The sequence below is a fragment of the Streptomyces sp. NPDC020845 genome (assembly GCF_044334165.1).
In the GTDB taxonomy this organism is placed as follows: Bacteria; Actinomycetota; Actinomycetes; order Streptomycetales; family Streptomycetaceae; genus Streptomyces.
The window spans coordinates 467,141-485,026 of record NZ_JBIRSJ010000007.1; the positions used below are offsets into that span (position 1 = coordinate 467,141).

General features: G+C 71.1%; 16 protein-coding genes and 1 tRNA gene. 15 read left to right on the forward strand and 2 right to left on the reverse strand.

Annotated elements, in window-relative coordinates; translation table 11 throughout:
* Positions 1-125 precede the first annotated feature (125 nt).
* Positions 126-515, forward strand: a complete 390-nt coding sequence (locus ACH4U7_RS20585) for a hypothetical protein (protein ID WP_398529295.1) — start codon at positions 126-128, stop codon at positions 513-515.
* Entirely contained in the window at positions 508-876 is a 369-nt protein-coding gene (locus ACH4U7_RS20590; RefSeq protein ID WP_398529296.1) for a multicopper oxidase domain-containing protein, read from the forward strand. Before ACH4U7_RS20585 ends, ACH4U7_RS20590 begins: the two co-directional genes overlap by 8 nt.
* A gap of 26 nt (positions 877-902) precedes the next feature.
* On the opposite strand, the gene ACH4U7_RS20595 is transcribed toward ACH4U7_RS20590, so the two are convergent.
* Positions 903-1,340 carry a hypothetical protein gene (locus tag ACH4U7_RS20595; protein ID WP_398529297.1) on the reverse strand — a complete coding sequence of 146 codons (438 nt, stop codon included), beginning with the start codon at positions 1,338-1,340 and terminating at the stop codon, positions 903-905.
* Between the two features lie 207 nt (positions 1,341-1,547).
* Between ACH4U7_RS20595 and ACH4U7_RS20600 the strand changes: the two genes are divergently transcribed.
* Positions 1,548-2,924: a hypothetical protein gene (locus ACH4U7_RS20600; RefSeq protein ID WP_398529298.1), complete on the forward strand. Its 1,377-nt coding sequence runs from the start codon at positions 1,548-1,550 to the stop codon at positions 2,922-2,924.
* A 181-nt stretch (positions 2,925-3,105) separates the two neighbouring features.
* Here ACH4U7_RS20600 and ACH4U7_RS20605 read toward each other — a convergent pair whose 3' ends face one another.
* The gene (locus tag ACH4U7_RS20605) at positions 3,106-3,699 is read right to left on the reverse strand and encodes a histidine phosphatase family protein (RefSeq protein WP_398529299.1); all 594 of its coding nucleotides are present in this window, start codon (positions 3,697-3,699) and stop codon (positions 3,106-3,108) included.
* A gap of 304 nt (positions 3,700-4,003) precedes the next feature.
* On the opposite strand from ACH4U7_RS20605, the gene ACH4U7_RS20610 reads away from it, so the two are divergent.
* The 12 genes from ACH4U7_RS20610 to ACH4U7_RS20665 all read left to right on the forward strand — a co-directional run bounded on the left by ACH4U7_RS20610 (position 4,004) and on the right by ACH4U7_RS20665 (position 17,744).
* Positions 4,004-5,044, forward strand: coding sequence for a phosphatase PAP2 family protein (locus tag ACH4U7_RS20610; RefSeq protein ID WP_398529300.1), 1,041 nt, complete (start codon positions 4,004-4,006; stop codon positions 5,042-5,044).
* Positions 5,025-6,224, forward strand: a complete 1,200-nt coding sequence (locus ACH4U7_RS20615; protein WP_358703315.1) for a hypothetical protein — start codon at positions 5,025-5,027, stop codon at positions 6,222-6,224. Before ACH4U7_RS20610 ends, ACH4U7_RS20615 begins: the two co-directional genes overlap by 20 nt.
* Entirely contained in the window at positions 6,215-7,876 is a 1,662-nt protein-coding gene (locus tag ACH4U7_RS20620; protein ID WP_398529301.1) for a hypothetical protein, read from the forward strand. Before ACH4U7_RS20615 ends, ACH4U7_RS20620 begins: the two co-directional genes overlap by 10 nt.
* 101 nt (positions 7,877-7,977) lie before the next feature.
* The gene (locus tag ACH4U7_RS20625) at positions 7,978-9,261 is read left to right on the forward strand and encodes an AAA domain-containing protein (protein WP_358636128.1); all 1,284 of its coding nucleotides are present in this window, start codon (positions 7,978-7,980) and stop codon (positions 9,259-9,261) included.
* A gap of 131 nt (positions 9,262-9,392) precedes the next feature.
* Positions 9,393-9,761 carry a hypothetical protein gene (locus tag ACH4U7_RS20630; RefSeq protein ID WP_398529302.1) on the forward strand — a complete coding sequence of 123 codons (369 nt, stop codon included), beginning with the start codon at positions 9,393-9,395 and terminating at the stop codon, positions 9,759-9,761.
* A gap of 124 nt (positions 9,762-9,885) precedes the next feature.
* Positions 9,886-10,449 carry a bifunctional DNA primase/polymerase gene (locus tag ACH4U7_RS20635; protein WP_358703199.1) on the forward strand — a complete coding sequence of 188 codons (564 nt, stop codon included), beginning with the start codon at positions 9,886-9,888 and terminating at the stop codon, positions 10,447-10,449.
* Positions 10,450-10,516: 67 nt separating this feature from the next.
* A tRNA-Lys gene (locus ACH4U7_RS20640) sits at positions 10,517-10,590 on the forward strand.
* Between the two features lie 182 nt (positions 10,591-10,772).
* On the forward strand, positions 10,773-11,495 hold the full coding sequence (locus ACH4U7_RS20645) for a hypothetical protein (protein ID WP_398529303.1): 723 nt from the start codon (positions 10,773-10,775) through the stop codon (positions 11,493-11,495).
* A 457-nt stretch (positions 11,496-11,952) separates the two neighbouring features.
* Positions 11,953-12,945, forward strand: a complete 993-nt coding sequence (locus ACH4U7_RS20650; RefSeq protein WP_398529304.1) for a helix-turn-helix domain-containing protein — start codon at positions 11,953-11,955, stop codon at positions 12,943-12,945.
* The gene (locus tag ACH4U7_RS20655) at positions 12,946-13,380 is read left to right on the forward strand and encodes a helix-turn-helix domain-containing protein (protein ID WP_398529305.1); all 435 of its coding nucleotides are present in this window, start codon (positions 12,946-12,948) and stop codon (positions 13,378-13,380) included.
* A gap of 100 nt (positions 13,381-13,480) precedes the next feature.
* A complete protein-coding gene (locus ACH4U7_RS20660) occupies positions 13,481-13,906 on the forward strand; it encodes a hypothetical protein (RefSeq protein ID WP_398529306.1) in 426 nt (141 codons plus the stop codon).
* A 307-nt stretch (positions 13,907-14,213) separates the two neighbouring features.
* Entirely contained in the window at positions 14,214-17,744 is a 3,531-nt protein-coding gene (locus tag ACH4U7_RS20665) for an NACHT domain-containing protein (protein ID WP_398529307.1), read from the forward strand.
* Positions 17,745-17,886 lie beyond the last annotated feature (142 nt).

A 17,886-nucleotide genomic window follows, 5' to 3' on the forward strand; every position in this document is an offset into this window, starting at 1 on the left:
CGCCTTCTGCCGTCACGCCCGCACGGCCATAGCAGTATAGCGATATTGATCTTAGACGCCATAGACAACGAGTTATAGCGTCACGGGCGTCCCCGCTTCGAGGAGAGAAAGTGAGGGGACGCCATATGACCACCGCGACACTGCGGGCCGTCGTCAGCGCGCATCTGGTCGCGATCGTCGGGCAACCCGTGTTCGCCGGCATCTGTCTCAGCGGCAACTACGACGGCCTGCGCCTGCATGCCGACGGCGCCGATGTCGTCACCTCCCTGGGCCATGCGCAGCTCATCGTGGCCGCCGTCCTATGGGTGCGGCTGCGCCGGGCCTGGCCGTTCCTGGCGACGCCGGCGCTGGCGGCGGCCGAGACCGTGCAGTACTTCGCCGGGATGGACGGCGCGCTGTGGCTGCATCTGCCGCTGGGGGTGATGACCATCGCCGGGCTCGTGGTGCAGTTCATCGCCGTATGGCGCCGTCCGGTGACGGAGAAGGCGGAGGGGACGGAGGTGCGGCATGCGTGAGCTGCCTCCACTGCGGACAGGTGATCTGACGCGGCGCCGGGCGCTCGGCATCGGCGGGCTGCCGTTCGACCCGGCCCGCGCGGACGTCACCACCCGCCTCGGCGACGTCGAGGTGTGGCGGCTGATCGCGGACGTGCGCCATCCCGTACATCTGCATCTGGTGGGCTTCCGGATCCTCTCCCGCGGCGGGCGCCCGCCGCTCCCCCACGACGCGGGCCTCAAGGACACCGTCTCGCTACGGCCGGGCGAATCGGCGGAGATCATCACCCGCTTCGACGGCTGCCGGGGCCGCTACCTGTTCCACTGCCACAACGCCGAGCACGAGGACATGGGCATGATGACCAACCTCCACCTCGCCTGAACCGACTCATCGGCGGCGACCGCCGGTCACTGGCAGCGGTCGACGGCCTCGATCAGGCGGGCGGCCTCCCCGAGCGCGGCGCGCAGCTCGGCGGGGTCGGTCACTCCGGTGTACGTATCGCCCGGCGGCACCAGCCAGCCGGTGCCGGTCAGCGGCGGTGACACCGTGCCGCCGCCGCCCTCCTCGTCGCCGTCCTCGGCGGCGCCGCCCGTGCTCAGCCGGACCCCGCACCCAGGCGTCTGTGCGCATTCGCTGCCCGGCAGGTCCCAGCCCGCCGCGGTGCCGGCGGGCACCACGAAACCGAGCGTGTCACAGGCGTTGTCATGCAGTACGGGACCGACGCCGTCACGTACGCGACGCAGGATGTCCACCGCCTCCAGCCCTTGACGGGCGGGCACGGTCACGAGGTCACAGTCCTGACACGGGAGATGCTGAGCAGCCGTCCGCGAGCCACTGATGTCCACTCCGGCCTCCCTCTCGACGGGTTGCAAAGAGCTCAACGCATGACAGTGTCAACGGCTACGGCCGAATGCCGCCATAAAGGATGGCACTTCATGGCAAAACGCGGGCGATTTGCTAGCTTTCACCCCTATCGTCCGAGTGTCGGGCGCGCCCCAGCCGGTACGGTTCTCCTCTCGCCCACACGGGAGCACCGTCAGGGAGGGGCCGCCATGACGCCGCCTCCAGCGTCTTCGCCGCCACAGTCTTCGTCACCGCGGCCTTCGTCGCCCCGGCCGAACACCGCCTTCCGGCGGCTGCGCGGACAGCTTTCCCCGTCCGAGTTCGCGGCGGCCGTACGAAGAGCCGCGCGGGAGATCGGCGAGCAGGTCTCATGCGACGCCCGCTACATCGGCCGCGTCGAATCCGGGGCGATCCGCTGCCCCAACTACGCGTATGAGCGCGTCTTCCGTCATATGTTTCCCGGCCGCACGCTGACGGACCTGGGCTTCTCACCGCGCGAGGCGGTACGCGGCCGCCAGCCCTGGCCCGCCGCACAGACGATCCCCGCGGCAGCCCCTGTGGCAAGCCCCGCACCGGCCCCCGCCCAGGACGGCGAAGGCGACCCGCTGCGCCGCCCCTTCCTGTTCCAGGAGCCGGTCGGCGGGCCCGGCGGCCGGATCGGCGAGCCGGAGGCCGCCGCCGTCGAGGAGGCCGTCCGCCGCATCCGGCTGCTGGACGACCGGCACGGCGCGGACAGCATCTACCCGCACACCGCCCAGCCGCTGAACGCCGCGTACGCCCTGCTCGACGCGGGCGCGCGGCGCCGCTCGATCGCCGACCGGCTGTACGCGGGCGCCGGGGAACTGGCCATCTCGGTGGGCTGGCTGGCCCATGACTCGGGCCGCTTCGCCGACGCCCGCGCGCATTACGCGGAGGCCCTGGCCACCGCCCGCGTCACCGGCGACCCGGCTCTGGAGGCACACGCCTTCTGCAACGCCGCCTTCCTCGCCCGCGACGCGGGCCGCCCCCGCGAGGCCGTACGCGCCGCCCAGGCGGCGCAGCGGGCGGCGGGACGCCTCGCCTCACCGCGGCTGCTGTCGCTGATCGCGCTACGCGAGGCGGGCGGCTGGGCCTGGCTCACCGACCGGTCCGGCTGCGAACGCGCCCTGCTGCGCGCCCAGGCGCTCTTCAGCCGCGGCCCGTCCGACGCCGACCCCGAGTGGATGACCTTCTACGGAGAGGCCGAGCTGGAGGGTCTGGAGGCGCAGTGCTGGTCGGCGCTCGGCGACTGGGGCCGGGCCGTCGAGCACGCCCGCCGCGCGGTCGCCCTGCAGAACCCGCACTTCACCCGCAACATCGCGCTGTTCACCACGGAGCTGGCCAGCGATCTGCTCGCGGACGGCGCCCCGGACGCGGCGGCCGTCGCGGCGGGCCGCGCCCTGGAGCTGATGGACCAGGTCAAGTCCGCCCGCATCCGGCAGATGCTCGACGAAACCGCCCGCGTACTGCTCCCGCACGGCCGCAACGCGGTGGTGGCCGACTTCCTCGCCCGCTACGAGCCGAAGGGGCGCGACCCTGTCGAAAGGGAGAGCGCGCACAGGCCCTGAGGCTGCGTTCACCACGCGGCGGAGCCGCATTATCGATTGCAGTCGGCCGCCGCCGCGCGGAGGGCCGAGGCTGCGATCAATATGCGGCTACCGCCGCGTGGTCGACCGTCGACAGGGGCTGAGGCGACCCGGAGGCGAGCGCGGAAAAGAGGGGGCCGACGAAAGAGGGGGCTGCCGCGCGTCAGCCCAAGTGACCCGTGTCGTTCCAGCGCTCGATGGCCGGTCCGCCGTACGCCCAGCCCAGGACGGACAGGGAGGTCGGCTCCAGGCGGATCCGGGCCGCGAAGGAGACGTCCAGGCCCAGCCAGCGCGCGCCCAGCGTGCGCAGGATGTGGCCGTGCGCGAAGACCAGCACATCGCGGTCGGCCGAGCGGGCCCACTCCACCACCACATCCGCCCGCGCCGCGATCTCAGCCGGCGTCTCGCCCTCCGGGACGCCGTCGCGCCATATCAGCCAGCCGGGCCGGATCGCCTGGATCTCGGCGGGGGTCATCCCCTCGTAAGCGCCGTAGTCCCACTCCAGCAGCGCGTCCCAGTCCCGCGCCCGGTCGCCGAACCCCGCCAGCTCACAGGTCTCCTTGGCCCGGACCAGCGGGCTGGTGCGCACCTCGACGCCCGGCAGGCCCGCCCACGGCCCGTGGTGCAGCCGCTCGCCGAGCAGCTTGGCGCCGCGCCGGCCCTCTTCCAGGAGCGGGATGTCGGTGCGGCCGGTGTGCTTCCCGGACAGCGACCACTCCGTCTGTCCGTGCCGGGCCAGGAGGATGCGTGGTGCCATGGGGGATTTGCCTTTCACCGGATCGGGAGCGGGATCGGGAGCGCCTCACCGGGGCGGCAGCGCCGTACCGCCCCATCATCGCTCACCCGTTCCGGACGCAACCCCGGGGGCGATCTCGGCGTCTTCCTGATCGCGCACCCGTCCGCGGGGGGAAGTCGGGCAGGGGGATGTCGGGGCATTCCAGCAGCGACGACCCGCGTTTTCCGGACGCATCTTGGGGGCGGTGCGCGAGTCGCTTGGCCTACACCGTACGGTTGACCGCGCGCCATTTCTTGGCCGCCTGATCTTTTTGGAGAGCGTCCGGATGCCCCAGACCGCGCCCCGCGCCGGAACATGGCAGGGCAGTAGGCCACGTTGGTGGACCGAACTGCCCCTGATAGCTGTGGTGTACGCGGCGTACTCGGCCGGCCGGCTGCTGGCCCGGGGCGACGTGTCCACCGCCGTCGACCACGGCCTGGGCATACTCCATCTCGAACAGCGGCTGAACATCGACTTCGAGACCCCGCTCAACAACATATTCACGGCCCACAAGCTGATCGGGATACCCGCCGACTTCGCGTACGCCTCGCTGCACTACGTGGTCACCCCCGCGATCCTGGTCTGGGTGTGGAAGCGCCGCCGGGACGCCGACTACCGGCTGCTGCGCACCTGGCTGTTGGTCTCCACGCTCATCGGGCTGGTGGGCTTCACGCTGATGCCGACCTGTCCGCCCCGGCTGCTGGACGCGGGCCACGGCTTCGTCGACACGATGGCGCAGTACAGCTCGTACGGCTGGTGGGGCGGCGAGGCGAGCGCGCCGCGCGGGCTCGGCGGGCTCACCAACCAGTTCGCGGCCATGCCGAGCCTCCATGTGGGGTGGGCGCTGTGGTGCGGCGTGGTGCTGTGGCGGCACGCGCGCTCGGCGTGGATCAAGGCCCTGGGGGTCGCCTATCCGCTGGGCATCGTCCTCGTGGTGATGGGCACCGCGAACCACTACTTCCTCGACGCGGTCGCCGGGGCGGCCGTCATGGGGCTCGGACTGCTGCTGGCCAAGCCCGCGCTGCGGCTCACCGCCCGGATCCGGGCCCGCCTGAGCTCGGCCACCGACGAGGCCACCGGAACCACCGCCGGAACCGCTGCTCCGGCCGCGAACGGCGCTTCAAACCTCAATGTCGCGGCGAATGTCGGTGACAAGTGCGAGACTTCGGCGCGTGAACGGGAACGGATCCCTCGACAGCAGGGCAGGGACGCGGACAGAAGCACGGGCGGCGACAGCGGCGGTAGGGAGGCCGGCGCGGCGGTCCGAAGCGGCAGCGGCGGCAAGACCGCCGCAGCCGGGGACGGCGCTGCGGCAGCGGCTCGCTGAGCTGCGCGGCCCGACCACCACCCCGCACCCCCTGGACGCCCGCGCGCTGGCCGCGCTGGCCGCCAACCCCGGCTGCCGCCGCCGCGCGCTGCTGGACGGCGCGGGGGTCGACAAGCTCGCCCTCGCCCAGGCGCTGGGGGCGCCCGGGTCCTTCGGGCAGTCCCAGTTCGCCCACCAGCGGGGCAATACGTTCGAGGCCCGGACCAAGGCGGACGGCGGCGAGGCGCTGATGCGGCTGCTGTACGAGCGGCTGCGCGACGGCTCGCCCGCGCCCGAGCCGGGCACCACCGCGGTCCCCGACCTGACCGCGTTCGGCCCGCAGGGCCGTACGGCGCGTACGGCGCTGGCCCTGCGGGAGGCCACGGAGGCCAAGGGCTGGGCGCTGCTCGACCACCCGATGGTGAGCCTGGACATCGCCGGCTCCCCCGCCTTCTTGGAGCCGGACGCGGTCGTGGTGCACCCCGACGGTTCGTGGACGGTCGTCGAGATCAAGTCCTTCCCGATGGTGGACGGCTCGGCTGACCCGGCCAAGGTGGGCGCGGCGGCCCGGCAGGCCGCGGTGTACGCGCTGGCGCTGGAGCGGGTGGCCGCCCAGGCGCACGCCCGGGTGCGCCATGAGGTGCTGCTGGTGTGCCCCAAGGACTTCTCCAACCTCCCCACCGCGGAACTCGTCGATGTGCGCAAGCAGCTGGCCGTCACCCGGCGGCAGCTGGCCCGCCTCACCCGGATCGAGGAGATCGCCGCCGCGCTCCCCGAAGACCTCACTTTCGATCTGCGGCTCTCGGACGACGGCCGCACCGTGACCCGGCCGGTCGACGAGCTGATGGCCGCCGTGGAGGCGGTGGACGCCGCCTACGCCCCGGAGTGCCTGTCCGCGTGCGAGCTGGCCGTCCACTGCCGGGCGCGGTGCCGGGCGGCGGGCGGCGTCGAGTCGCTGGGCCGGGGTGTACGGGGCGAGCTGGGCGGGCTCACGACCGTGGAGGCGGTGCTCGCGGCGGCCCTCGGCGAGGCCGAGGCCGGGGAAGACGGCGGGGGCGAGGGCGAGGGCGTCCACGGCACCGACCGCCTGGCCCCGACCACCGGTGACCCCGCCGTCGACGCCCTGCGCCGCGCGGCCGCCCTGCGCGCCGAGGCGCTGGGCGCAGCTCAGGCGACCGCCCAGGAGGCGGTGTGTCGCTGATCACATCCCTGGCCCGGATGGAAGCCGTCCGGGACGGGCGGGCGCGGCCCGTCGCGACGGTCCGCCATCGCCATCTGTCCGACCGGCCGCTGGTCTTTGTGCCGCTGACCACCGCGGGCGAGGCCGGCGCCCCGCTGGGCGCGCTGGTGGGGACCGAGCGGGACGCGCCGCGGCTGCTGGCCGTGGCGCAGCCGCGCGACCGGGATCTGCGGTTCGCGTTCCTCGCCGAGCTTGCGGAGGTGGTGCTGCCGTACCTGGACTCGTACGCGGACGAGGTCGACCTGGAGGAGCGCAAGGAGACCGACCCGGAGACCGGGAAGAAGGTGCCGGTCCAGGTCGAGCTGTGCGCGGACGCCCCGCAGCTGGTGGTGCCCAGCGGCGCGGGTGTGGAGTTCGTCCGGCTGCTGGGCCGGTCGATGCGGTTTCGGCGGACGGCCGAACAGGACCCGGAGACGCCGTTCCCCGCGCCCGCGCGGGTGCCGCTGCTCGGGCGGTGGCTGACGCACTACGGGGAGCGGTCCCGGGTGCCCGGTTCGTGTCTGCTGACGGCGATGACGGACCTGCTGACCCGCCACTGGGCGACCGGGCAGTCCAACCTGGAGGACCAGCACCTGGGCGCGCTGCTGGCCTGGATCGACCCGCCGGAGGGCGAGCCGGGGGACCGGGCGGCGCTGCGGGCCGAGTCGGAGCGGGACGCGGCCGGGCAGCTGCTGTGCCCGCCCGCGGGCCCGGCCACCGACCCGGCCTTCGACAACAAGCTGCTGGCCCCCGCGATGGCCCGGTACGACGCCGCGCGCATGGCGGCCGCCGGGGCCGTGGACGGGGCCCGCGCGGAGCGGCACCACGCCGAGCTGCACCGCGCCGAGGCCGAGATCCGCGAGCTGATCGCCACCCAGATGCGGCCCACCTGGGACGCGGTGTGGCGGGGCCTTGACCTGCTGCGCGCGCTCCCGGAGGGGGCGCGGGTGGCCGAGCGGTGGAAGCGGGACCGCTGGTCGTACACCGGCCACCGGGACCGGGTGCGCGCCGGGGAGCCGCCGCAGCCCAAGCTGGACGACGCGGTGACCGCCGCGCAGAAGCTGGCCGCCCGCGAGACCGCGCAGGCGCAGCTGGAGGCGCAGGAGGCGCTGGACGACCCGCTGGTGATGGCGGGGCGGCGGCTGGCCGGGGAGGCGTTCGCCGGGGAGGTCGCCGAGGTGGTCATGGCCTGGTCGGAGGCGAAGGTCCCGCGCCCGCGCCCGCTGGTCACGGTCCGCACCGGGGACCGCCCGCATCTGGGCGAGGGCGTGAAGCTGTACCGGGTGCTGGCCGACGGCAGGACGCAGACCGGGGAGTTCGCGGGCCACGCAGAGCCCGCCGACCCCGATGAGGGCGATGCCCCTGGTGAGGGCGATGCCCCTGATGAGGGCGGTGCGGGCGGTGCGGGCGCGCTGGTCGTGCGGCTGACCGGCGGCATGGGGCGGGGCAAGACCCCGGAGCAGGGTTCGGTGCCGGAGCCGGGCGACCGGGTGTGCTGGACCCTGTTCGAGCACGCCCCGCGCGGCGGCCCTGAGCTACCCGACGTAGAGGCCACGCCCTGGACCCACGGCGGCCCGCCCGGCGCGGACGCCGCGCAGGCCCCCGACCCGGTGACCGAGGAGGATTTCCTGTGACCGCCCCGAACCCGGCCACAGAGGGCGCGCCCGGCGGAGCCTCCGCCGGGCGCGCCGAGGCGTTCGACCCGGCGGAGGCGGCCGCCCGTGCGACGGACGCGATCCTGCACGACACCCTGCACGGCCCGCACCGGGGCGTGGTCGTGGACTCCCCGCCCGGCGCGGGCAAGTCGACGCTGGTGGTGCGCGCGGCCCGTGAGCTCGCGGCGGCCGGTCGGCCGCTGATGGTGGTCGCGCAGACCAACGCGCAGGTGGACGATCTGGTGGACCGGCTGGCCCGGGAGGACCCGGAGCTGCCCGTGGGGCGGCTGCACAGCAGCGAACCGCATCCGTACGACCCGGTGCTCGACGGGCACCCGGCCGTTCGCGCCTCGGCCAAGGTCGCGGACCTCGCCGGGCTCGACATCGTCGTCTCCACGGCCGCGAAGTGGGCGCACGTCAAGAACGTGGAGCCGTGGCGGCACGCGATCGTCGACGAGGCGTACCAGATGCGGTCGGACGCGCTGCTGGCCGTCGCGGGGCTCTTCGAGCGGGCGCTGTTCGTCGGCGACCCCGGGCAGCTGGACCCGTTCAGCGTGGTGGGCGCCGAGCAGTGGGCGGGCCTGTCGTACGACCCGTCGGCGAGCGCGGTGAGCACGCTGCTGGCGCACAACCCGCACCTTCCGCAGCACCGGCTGCCGGTGTCCTGGCGGCTGCCCGCCTCCGCCGCGCCGCTGGTCTCGGACGCCTTCTATCCGTACACGCCGTTCCGCAGCGGCACCGGCCACGGCGACCGGCGGCTGAGCTTCGGCGTCCCGTCCGACGGCTCGGGCCCGGACCGGGTGCTGGACGAGGCCGCCGAGACGGGGTGGGGGCTGCTGGAGCTGCCCACCCGGCGGACGCCTCGTACGGACCCGGAGGCGGTGGGCGCCGTGGCCCTGGTGGCGCGGCGGCTGCTGGACCGGGGCGGGGCCGCGGTCAGCGAGCGGTCGGCCGACCCGGTGCCGCTGACGGCGGACCGGATCGCGGTGGGCACCGCGCACCGGGACCAGGCGGCGGCCGTCCGGGCCGCGCTGGCCGACCTGGGGGTGGTGGGGGTCACGGTCGACACGGCCAACCGGCTCCAGGGGCGTGAGTTCGATGTGACGGTGGTGCTGCACCCGCTGTCGGGGCGGCCGGACGCGACGGAGTTCCATCTGGAGACCGGCCGGCTGTGCGTACTGGCCTCCCGGCACCGGCACGCGTGCATCGTGGTGTGCCGGGCGGGCGTGACCGAGCTGCTGGACGAGCATCCGTCGACGGAGCCGGTACAGCTGGGGGTCACGGTGAAGTTCCCGGACGGGTGGGAGGCCAACCACGCGGTCCTTGCCCACCTGGCGGAACACCGTGTCAGCTGGCGGCCATGACCGTGTCAGCCGGCGGCCATCGGGTATGTCCTAAGGCGCTCTTGCCCCGCGCGCGACAATGGGGGGAGAGAACGAGACAGCTCGGCCGATAAGCCCCGCAACGGGTTCGACGATTCACGAGGAGAGATCACATGCCCGAGCCGCATCCGGCTCAAGGCCCGCACGGCACCGCGCCCCGGCGACTGAAACCCGCACCCCTGCTCTTCGAACCCACCGCGGCCGTCGCGGACGAGGCGCACTTCTTCGATCTGGAGTCCATCGAGGACCCGCGTGAGCTGCTGTCCCGCTCCACGGAACTCGTGCTCGCCTTCCGAGCGGCGACCGACCGCGCCATGGAGTTCCAGGCGATGGCCGCGGCCCAGCTCGCCGATCCGCGGCGGTTCGACCGGCTGACCCCGGCCGTGATCGCGGAGCGGGCGGAGTGGACCGAGGACTACGCCAAGAAGATGGTCGAATTCGGCCGCGAGCTGATGCGGGGCGGCGGCGACGCGACGGAGTGATCGCGACCCAGCCGCTATGTGGCCGTTGGCATATGCGGGCGGAAGATACCGCAACCCCTCATCGTCACGTACCGGTTTTCCCTCATTCCCCTACGTCATGTCATCCACCGGTAAGTGTAGAAACATGAGCGAATGGCCTCGGGACTCACATCACGCCGCCGCCTATGTCACCCCCGCCGGAGCGGACTGGCTCGCCTCGGCCAGCGCCTGCCCCCGTAGCGTGCACACACTGTGGGCGCAGCGCCCCACCGTGCCCGTCACCCTGCCGTGCGGCACCGCCTTCGACGTGGTCAGCATGGACGCCCTCTTCGGCCGCCGGGTGGTGAGCCGGTTATGGACCGACGGGCCGGGCTCCGGTCCGGTGGCCACCCAGCGCGGCCGCGTCATGCTGTTCGCCGTTCCGGGCGCGGCCCGGCGGCTCGCCGCGCTGCTCGGCTGGGAGGAGTGGGCGGCGTCCGCCCCACCGCTGCTCTGCTACAGCTGGGGCGACGCGGTGACCGTCCCGCCGCCGTACCCCGAGGAGACACCCGCCACCGAGGGCCGCTGGCTGGTCGCCCCCGACGTCCGGCACCCCTGGCTGCCCGGCCCCGAGGCGCTGCTGTGGGCCTGCGTCAGGGCCGCCCGCGCGGCGTCCCAGCTCCTCGGCCGCACCGCTGTGACCAGCACACCCGCCGTTTTTCCGGGCTGACGGACGGCTGCGGGATATCGATTTTCACTCCGCCGGATCCGGGTGCTAAGGTCTTCTACGTCAGCAGGCGCCGCTAGCTCAGTTGGTTAGAGCAGCTGACTCTTAATCAGCGGGTCCGGGGTTCGAGTCCCTGGCGGCGCACCTTGGCTCCTACAGCCACTGACCTGGGGTTTCTCGGTTCTCCGAGAAACCCCAGTCGCGTTTTCGGGGGCTGTATGAGCTGAGACGGGTCCGCCTGTGCTCCACTCGCCTCCTCGCCCCCTTTCTTTCCCTGGAGAGGACGGACCGCTCCGGAGGCGGGTCGCCCAATCCGGGGGTGGAGCATGGGGACATCGAAGCCGTGGCCGGGTCCTGGCGGGAGCGACAGCATAGCCGCGGAGTGGAGCCGCATCAGCAAGGACGTATCGGCCTGGCGGCCGGAACGAGGCGACGCACTCCGAAGGCTGGATGAGGCAGCAGACGACCATCTGCGCGTTCTGCACCGGACGATGCGCGACGATCCCGATGCCTTCGGGCTCTACGAGGCAGCGCACACCGCTGGCGAGCGACTGACCGAGGCCATGGAGGAGTTCGGCGCGGCGGAGTGGGCCGGGGACGTCGGGGACGAGGCGATGGCCCGGTTCGTGGCCCTCGTCGGTGGCGAGGGCGGCACCGTCGCCGAGGCCGCCATGCGCCGTGCGACGGCGGTCACGATACGGCGTGTCGCGCGGACATCCGCCGGGGGCACTGAGGGCGGCAGGGGCGGCGGAATCTTCGGTGACCTGTTCTGCCCGATCTATCGGTGGCTGTCCGCGGCCGCCCCGGTCCTGCGCGAGGCCCGGCAGAAGGAGTCACGAGACAAGCGCGCCCACGTCCGGTCGGTCGTCAACCAGCTGCTCGCCGACGACGAGCCGATCACCTTCACCGGCGTGGCCCGCGCCGCGAACGTCTCGCACTGGCTCGTCCACGCCGACAGCGTGCGTAGACACATCAAGGCCGCCCGCCGCCGCCAGGGCCGCGCTGCGGCCAACGACACCCGAGTCGGCGCCAAGGCGCCAGCCGGATAGAGGGTCGACGAGCAGCTCCTTCAGGAGGACAACCGGCGCCTGCGCGAGGAGACCGAGCGCGCCTCAAGAGCGCCGTCCGCCGAAGCCTCGGCATGCAGCTCGACCAGCTCGGCGCCGCCGACCTCGGCGCCCGCATCGACGAGCTCACTGCGGACAACCAGCGTCTGAGGACGAGCTCACCCAGGCTCTGGCCCACGTTGTTGAACTGGCCAACCAGCTCAGCGAAGCACAGGACGACTTGGCTACGGCGCGGGCCAGTATCCGTCGCATGATCCGCACGGAGAGTGCTTCACCATGACGCGGCAAGCCCCGACCCGCTCAAAGCCTTCTCAGATAGGGGCCTGTCCCGCAATGCACGCTGGCGAAGTTGGGGAATATCAGTGCAGGATCACACGCCGTGATCCCCAGGGCAGAAGGACACGGCCCTGGGCCGACGGTGACGTTCAGTGGGGGACTCATGGGGCTGGTCACGGAGATTTGCACGAACTCCTTACCGACGGTGGAGCGGTTCGACTACTGGCGCAACATGACGGTCGACACGTTGATTCCCAACATGCTGCGCAGCGATCACGCATTGGATTTCCAGGCCAAGTTGTGCCTGATTGATCTCGGTGTCTTGACGGTGTCGGCATTCAGCTGCCCGTCGCTGGAGTCGTGGAGGTCCGCGAAGTTGATAAGGCAGTCGGACCCTGAGTTGTATCAAGTGGTTCTGTGCAGTCGTGGGGTCTATACGCTGACTCAAGGTGGCCGGTCAGCGACCGGCTCCGGCAGCGAGTTGATCCTCGCCGATACCTCCCGCCCATGGCACATCCAGGCCGACGTTGCATCCAAGGCTGAAGCGATCTATATGCAGCTCCCCAGACATCTACTGCCTCTGCCAGAGGACAAGGTCCGCTCCATGAGCGCCCTGCGGCTAGGTTGCCGCAGGGGTATGGGCGGGCTGCTGGCCGGTTTCCTCAGGCAGATGGCAGCTGATGCCCACTCCTATACTCCTGCGGACGCTTCTCGGCTGGCGGCCGTCACGATCGATCTGCTGGCTGCCGTGTGCGCACACCATCTCGAAGCGGAGAGGCTCCTGCCACCCGAGACCCACCACCACGCGCTCCTCCTGAGGATCCGTGCCTTCATCCAGCAGAACCTGCCCGACCCGGGCCTCACCCCGCAAGCCGTCGCGACAGCCCACAACATTTCCGCGCGGCACCTGCATCGCCTTTTCCAAGCCCAGGGCCTGACCGTCGCCGGCTGGATACGTCAGCGAAGACTGGAGAACTGCCACCGCGACCTGACCGATCCGCGCCAAAGCCATCGCACAGCTCAAGCGATCGCTGCACGGTGGGGGTTCACGGACAAGGCGCATTTCAGCCGCCTCTTCCGCGCTACGTACGGCATGCCACCGGGGGACCTCCGGCGGCGCAGCACACAGAACCAGCAAGTCGGCCCAACAGCGTGAATGGCGCGACTGGTCTATCCGGGCACAAACCAGCACCTCGCCGACCCGGGCTTGACCCCGGCGACGGTCGCGGCTGCCCACCACATCTCCGCTCGCCACCTGCACCGCCCCTTCCAAGCCCAGGAGGTGACCATGGCTCGCTGGACACGCCGGCATCGGCTGGAGATGTGTCACCGCGACTTGACCGACCCCTTCCACAATCACTGCTCCGTTCAGGCCGTCGCCGCACGCTGGGGTCTTACAGATAAGGCCCAATGCAGCCGTGCCTTCCGCACCGCCTACGGCATGCCGCCGGGCGACCTGCGCCATCTCGCCCAGGGCCGGCATGGTGGGCGCGGATCCTCAACCGCACGGCACCCACAGACAACGACCGGGCGCCTGTCCCGCACCGAGACTGGACGCACTGGCACACCAACAACGGGCTTCCCCCAGTAGGAGAGGTGAGCGGTGGGAGGCCGAGGTGGTCGGTTCAACCGAGTTCGGCACTGCACCTGGCACTGCGGCCCGGTGTGTCTTCGATGACGGGGAGGAAACCATGCGAGGTATCAAGAAGCTGGTGACCGGCGGCGCCGTGGCGGCGCTGCTGACAGCGGGCATGGCGGTAAGTTCGCAGCCGGCCCAGGCCGCCAGCGGTGGCGGATGCACACCGACCAGTGCCAGTCCGACGCTCGGACCGTGCATCAGCTACGCGTCCAACTATATTTCCAGTGATTTCTACTTCAACGTTGCACCGGACTCCGCCCGGTGCAAGTACCGGCACCAGATTTACCGGAACGGCAGCGTGACGTACGACTCCGGGCTCAAGACGCTCATTGGCAAGGGCAGGTACGGGCCGGAGCGACAGAACGTGGACAAGTTGCCGAACCAGGCTCAGAACGCGTACACCCGCGTGACCATCTACAAGTGCGATAACACGTACCACTACGCCGTGAACAGCCCGACAGTGTACTTCACCGCCTGAAGCCGCCCGGGTGTGCCCGGCCGGTCGTAGGAGTCTGTGTCAGATTCCGTGGCCACGCTTCAGAAAGAAGCCAGGCGCGACGGTCTGCCGAGGACAAGCTCGCCCAGCTCGACGCTCAGCAGGCCCGCGCATCGACCGTGGTCCACCTCGGCCTGCCGAGCTTCAGCCAGATCGCCGCCGCAGTACGTGACAACCACACGGCGGGGCCAGAACCCAAGATCTTCATGAGTCCTCTAGGCAGGCGGCCTTCCGTACGGGGATATTGGCTGCGGGACCACATCACGGACACTCATCAGAGGTTGCAGTAATGGTCGACGGGGGACACTCGCTCGGCAGCGGCGACACGGTCAACATCTTCAACGGCGATGCCGAGATTGTCGTGCAGTTTCGTGATATCTACGGTGATATCCACCTCAGTGCTCCGCCGAGACCGACACCGGTCGAGCGGGCCGCGCACGCGCTTGCCGAAGCTGTGTTCCGGCAGTGGCGCGAGGAAGCCAAAGTGTGGGACGTGGGCGGCGACCGTCCCGCGCTCGCGGTGCACTGGAAGCCCCGGACGCGACGAGCTGACCATACGGAGAACGTCGGTGGAACGGTACGGGGGCAAGGAGACCGTCCTGAAGACCTGCTCACGGCCTTCCTTGGGCTGAGGCAGCGCCGTCTCGCTATTTTGGGTGACGCCGGTTCGGGAAAGACGGCGCTCGCCGTCCTGCTCACTCTGGACCTGCTCAGGCGCAGGCTGACGGGCGGCGGCGAGCGGCTTCCCGTCCCGGTGCTGCTGTCGCTGGCGTCATGGGTCCCGGACCGTGAGGAGTTCGGCGCATGGTTCACTCGGAGACTGGCGGAGGACTACCCGGGCCTGCCGCGTGTGGAGGGGCGTCACCCGGCACGTGAGCTGTGGAGCGGCAGCGCTTCCGTGCTGCTGCCCGTGCTCGATGGGCTGGACGAGATGCCGGGTGAACGCCGGTCGACGGCTGTCAAGGCGTTGAACCGGGCGCTGTACGACGGCAGGCCACTAATCCTGACGTGCCGCACAGCGGAGTTCGACGGGCTCTGGAGCGAGGTCGTGCTCAGGTCCGCGGCCGTCATCGAAGCCCGGCCGATCGCCGTCGACGAAGCTGTCAGGTACCTGACGCTAAGCATCGCGCCGAAGCTGCTGAGACGATGGGACACGGTGTTCGCCCAGATATCTGGGCGTCCGGACGGCGCGATGGCGACCGCTCTGTCCACTCCGTTGATGCTCTGGTTGGCCCGTACGGTCTACGCGCAGGAGTGGACGAACCCGGCGGAGCTGACTGAAGAGGCCCGCTTCCCGTCTCGGCAGTCGATAGAGAACCATCTCCTCGACGGCTTCGTACCGTCGGTGTTCACGGGGGAAATCCCCTCCGATGATCGCTGGGAACCCCCTCACCGCTGGTCGGCCGTACGTGCACGGCGGTATCTGCACGCCCTCGCCCGCCACCTGCACCAGCAACGCACCACCGAATTGGCATGGTGGCGGCTGCACCGGGCGACCGCGCCCCGTCTGCTTGCGCTGCCCACGCTCGCCGTTCTCGGTGTCCTCGTCTCCGAGGCGGTCACCATGCTGGGAAGACTGTTCGAAGGGGCCGGGGGCGTGAGCCCGGGAATCACGTCCCAGTTGGGGGGAGGTGTGGTGGTGGGGCTCGCGGTCCAGCTGCTGATCTACAACTGGTACCCCACGTTCCGGTTCGGCGATCCCCGGCGGGGGAGGGGTCTGTCACGGCCGGTCGCGGCGCTGCATTCTGCTGTGAGGGCCACCTCGCCGAGGCGGATGCTCACGGCGGCACCCATTCCCCTCCTATCTGTCGGAAGCCACCTGTGGTTCGTCGCAAGCACTTCGCCCGAGGCGGGCCCAGCGGCATGGAGGTATCTGGCGCCTGGGTGCATGGCGCTGGCCTTCGTCGTCGCCATCCTCTTCACCGCGCCGTCCGACACCGCCGAGGGGGCGACCACGCCACAGGACCTGATGCGCGGGGAGCGCATCGCCGCCCTCGTCACTCTCCTGGTCATCGCACCGTTGATCGGCATCAGCGTCGGCCTGGAGTTCTGGACGGAATCCGGCTCCTGGGCCGTCCTGTCGGGAACGGCCGCGTGGGTCGGCGCGGCCGCGATACTGCTCCTGGTCAGCCCATGGAGCCGCTGGACGCTCGCCAGGACCAGCATGGCACTGACCGGCCGGGCCCCCTGGTCGCTGATGCGCTTCCTGCGTGACGCACACCGCCAAGGTGTACTGCGGCAGACCGGCGGGACCTACCAGTTCCGCAACATCCGTCTCCAGGAGCGGCTCGCCGGGCGGGGCTACGACGAAGCAAGTGCCGGGCCCCAGCCCGTGCCCGACCGGCGTCTGCTGTCGCCGTCCCGCATCCTGCATACGCCCGACGGAGGAATCGCCGTCCGGCTCAAGCCCCCTGTCGCCTATCGGTGGCCCCTCAAAGCGGCTGTCCCGTTGGCCACTCTGTATGTGTTGGTGGTGGCGGTGTGGGGAGGGGTCGACGCGTTGCCGGTCCTCTGGCTCCCGGCCGCGTTCTTCCTCCTCGTCGGGGTCGTGCTCTCCGCACTGACCCGCCTGCGGCCGCGCGGCACCGTCGACCTGAAACTGACCCCACATCACATCGAATGGGTGATCAACTGGAAGCAGCGTGCTCGTTATGACTGGACCCAGGTCGACGCGATTACCGTCCGGGAAACCAAGTGGAGGGGCTTCGAGTTTGGGTTGTACAGCATCCAATTACGGCTGCACCCCGAGGCTTCCCGCCAGCGGTCCCTCCAGCACAGCGACGGCGGCTGGTACCTCGTCTGCGTGCTGGGGCCACGGCCGGTCGTGCCACCCCAACTGGAAGAGGCTCTGCGCAACTTCGCCGAGGCGCGCTGGCGGCATCCGCTGCTCTCCCCCCTGTCCCCAGAGCTGTCCGACCAGTGGGAACCGCAGCCCGCACCGGACGACGCGCCCCCGGTCCCGGCATTCGCACCCACACCGGGTGGCGAGCCTGGCCAGCAACTCTCACGGGCTGCTGAAGAAACGCTGCCGGACACCCAGGGAGCTTGGATCAAGGGGATCCTCGCCTTCACGCTCGTCGCGTCCGCGACGGTCCCTGTGATGGCCGGGCGCTGGCTCGTCGGCGGTTCATCCGGAGTGCCGTGGGCGACAATGGTCATCTACGTGATCGGACAGCCGGTGCTTACCCGCTACGGCCCGCTCGGACACGAGGGAAGACCGGCGGTCTTCCTGCGACGCCTGTGGGGCCTTGCCTCCGTCCTGTCGCTGGGCGCCGTGCTGTCGGTGACCGTGCCAGCGCGTCCGCTGACATGGGCAGACATCCTAGGGATGGTGGTGCTCGGCATCGGAGGGCTCCTCTTCGCATATGGCGTCGGGTACGCCAGGTCTGGACAGAGGCACGGCCTTGAGTACAACATCGTGGGGTTCGGCACGGTGCTCGCGGGCTGCTCCGCAGCTCCCGCCGCGGCAGCCTCACACGGCGCCGTGGCCTTCGCCGGATACGCGGTGGCGACCCTGCTGGTCTTCGCGGGAGCGATCTCCGCCCCTCGCAAGGTGCCCGATATGACCCTCGCCGCAAGTGTGAGCGCCACGACCGCGCCCCGACTCACAGCCCTCGAACGCGCGTGGGACGGTGCGGCCGTCCCACTGGCCATGGTGGCGGGGGCCACGTACGCAATCCTCGCCGGAGAGACGGCGGGATGCTGGGTCTTCGCCGCCGGCACGGTGTTTCTGAGCGCGGTCACATATTGGAATGCTCGACTGGCAGCGAAGCAGTCCGCCGGTCCGGACACCCCGCCTGGCGTTCGCCCAGGCCGGTGACACACCGCCTATTCAGCGGCGGCTGACCTCACTTCGCAGATTCTGGAGGCCGGGAAGGATGCGGCATAGGCTGGTGGACAGCATCCCGCGAGGTATACGTGAGCACGGGACCTAGGAGCGGGGAGGGCGACATGGATCCGGT

Excerpts from the sequence above, each read along its gene's own strand:
- ACH4U7_RS20585 (WP_398529295.1), top strand. The coding sequence starts at position 126 with ATGACCACCGCGACACTGCGGGCCGTCGTCAGCGCGCATCTGGTCGCG.
- ACH4U7_RS20590 (WP_398529296.1), top strand. The coding sequence starts at position 508 with ATGCGTGAGCTGCCTCCACTGCGGACAGGTGATCTGACGCGGCGCCGG.
- ACH4U7_RS20600 (WP_398529298.1), top strand. The coding sequence starts at position 1,548 with ATGACGCCGCCTCCAGCGTCTTCGCCGCCACAGTCTTCGTCACCGCGG.
- ACH4U7_RS20605 (WP_398529299.1), bottom strand. The coding sequence starts at position 3,699 with ATGGCACCACGCATCCTCCTGGCCCGGCACGGACAGACGGAGTGGTCG.
- ACH4U7_RS20610 (WP_398529300.1), top strand. The coding sequence starts at position 4,004 with ATGCCCCAGACCGCGCCCCGCGCCGGAACATGGCAGGGCAGTAGGCCA.
- ACH4U7_RS20630 (WP_398529302.1), top strand. The coding sequence starts at position 9,393 with ATGCCCGAGCCGCATCCGGCTCAAGGCCCGCACGGCACCGCGCCCCGG.
- ACH4U7_RS20635 (WP_358703199.1), top strand. The coding sequence starts at position 9,886 with ATGAGCGAATGGCCTCGGGACTCACATCACGCCGCCGCCTATGTCACC.
- ACH4U7_RS20645 (WP_398529303.1), top strand. The coding sequence starts at position 10,773 with ATGGGGACATCGAAGCCGTGGCCGGGTCCTGGCGGGAGCGACAGCATA.
- ACH4U7_RS20650 (WP_398529304.1), top strand. The coding sequence starts at position 11,953 with ATGGGGCTGGTCACGGAGATTTGCACGAACTCCTTACCGACGGTGGAG.
- ACH4U7_RS20655 (WP_398529305.1), top strand. The coding sequence starts at position 12,946 with ATGGCGCGACTGGTCTATCCGGGCACAAACCAGCACCTCGCCGACCCG.
- ACH4U7_RS20660 (WP_398529306.1), top strand. The coding sequence starts at position 13,481 with ATGCGAGGTATCAAGAAGCTGGTGACCGGCGGCGCCGTGGCGGCGCTG.
- ACH4U7_RS20665 (WP_398529307.1), top strand. The coding sequence starts at position 14,214 with ATGGTCGACGGGGGACACTCGCTCGGCAGCGGCGACACGGTCAACATC.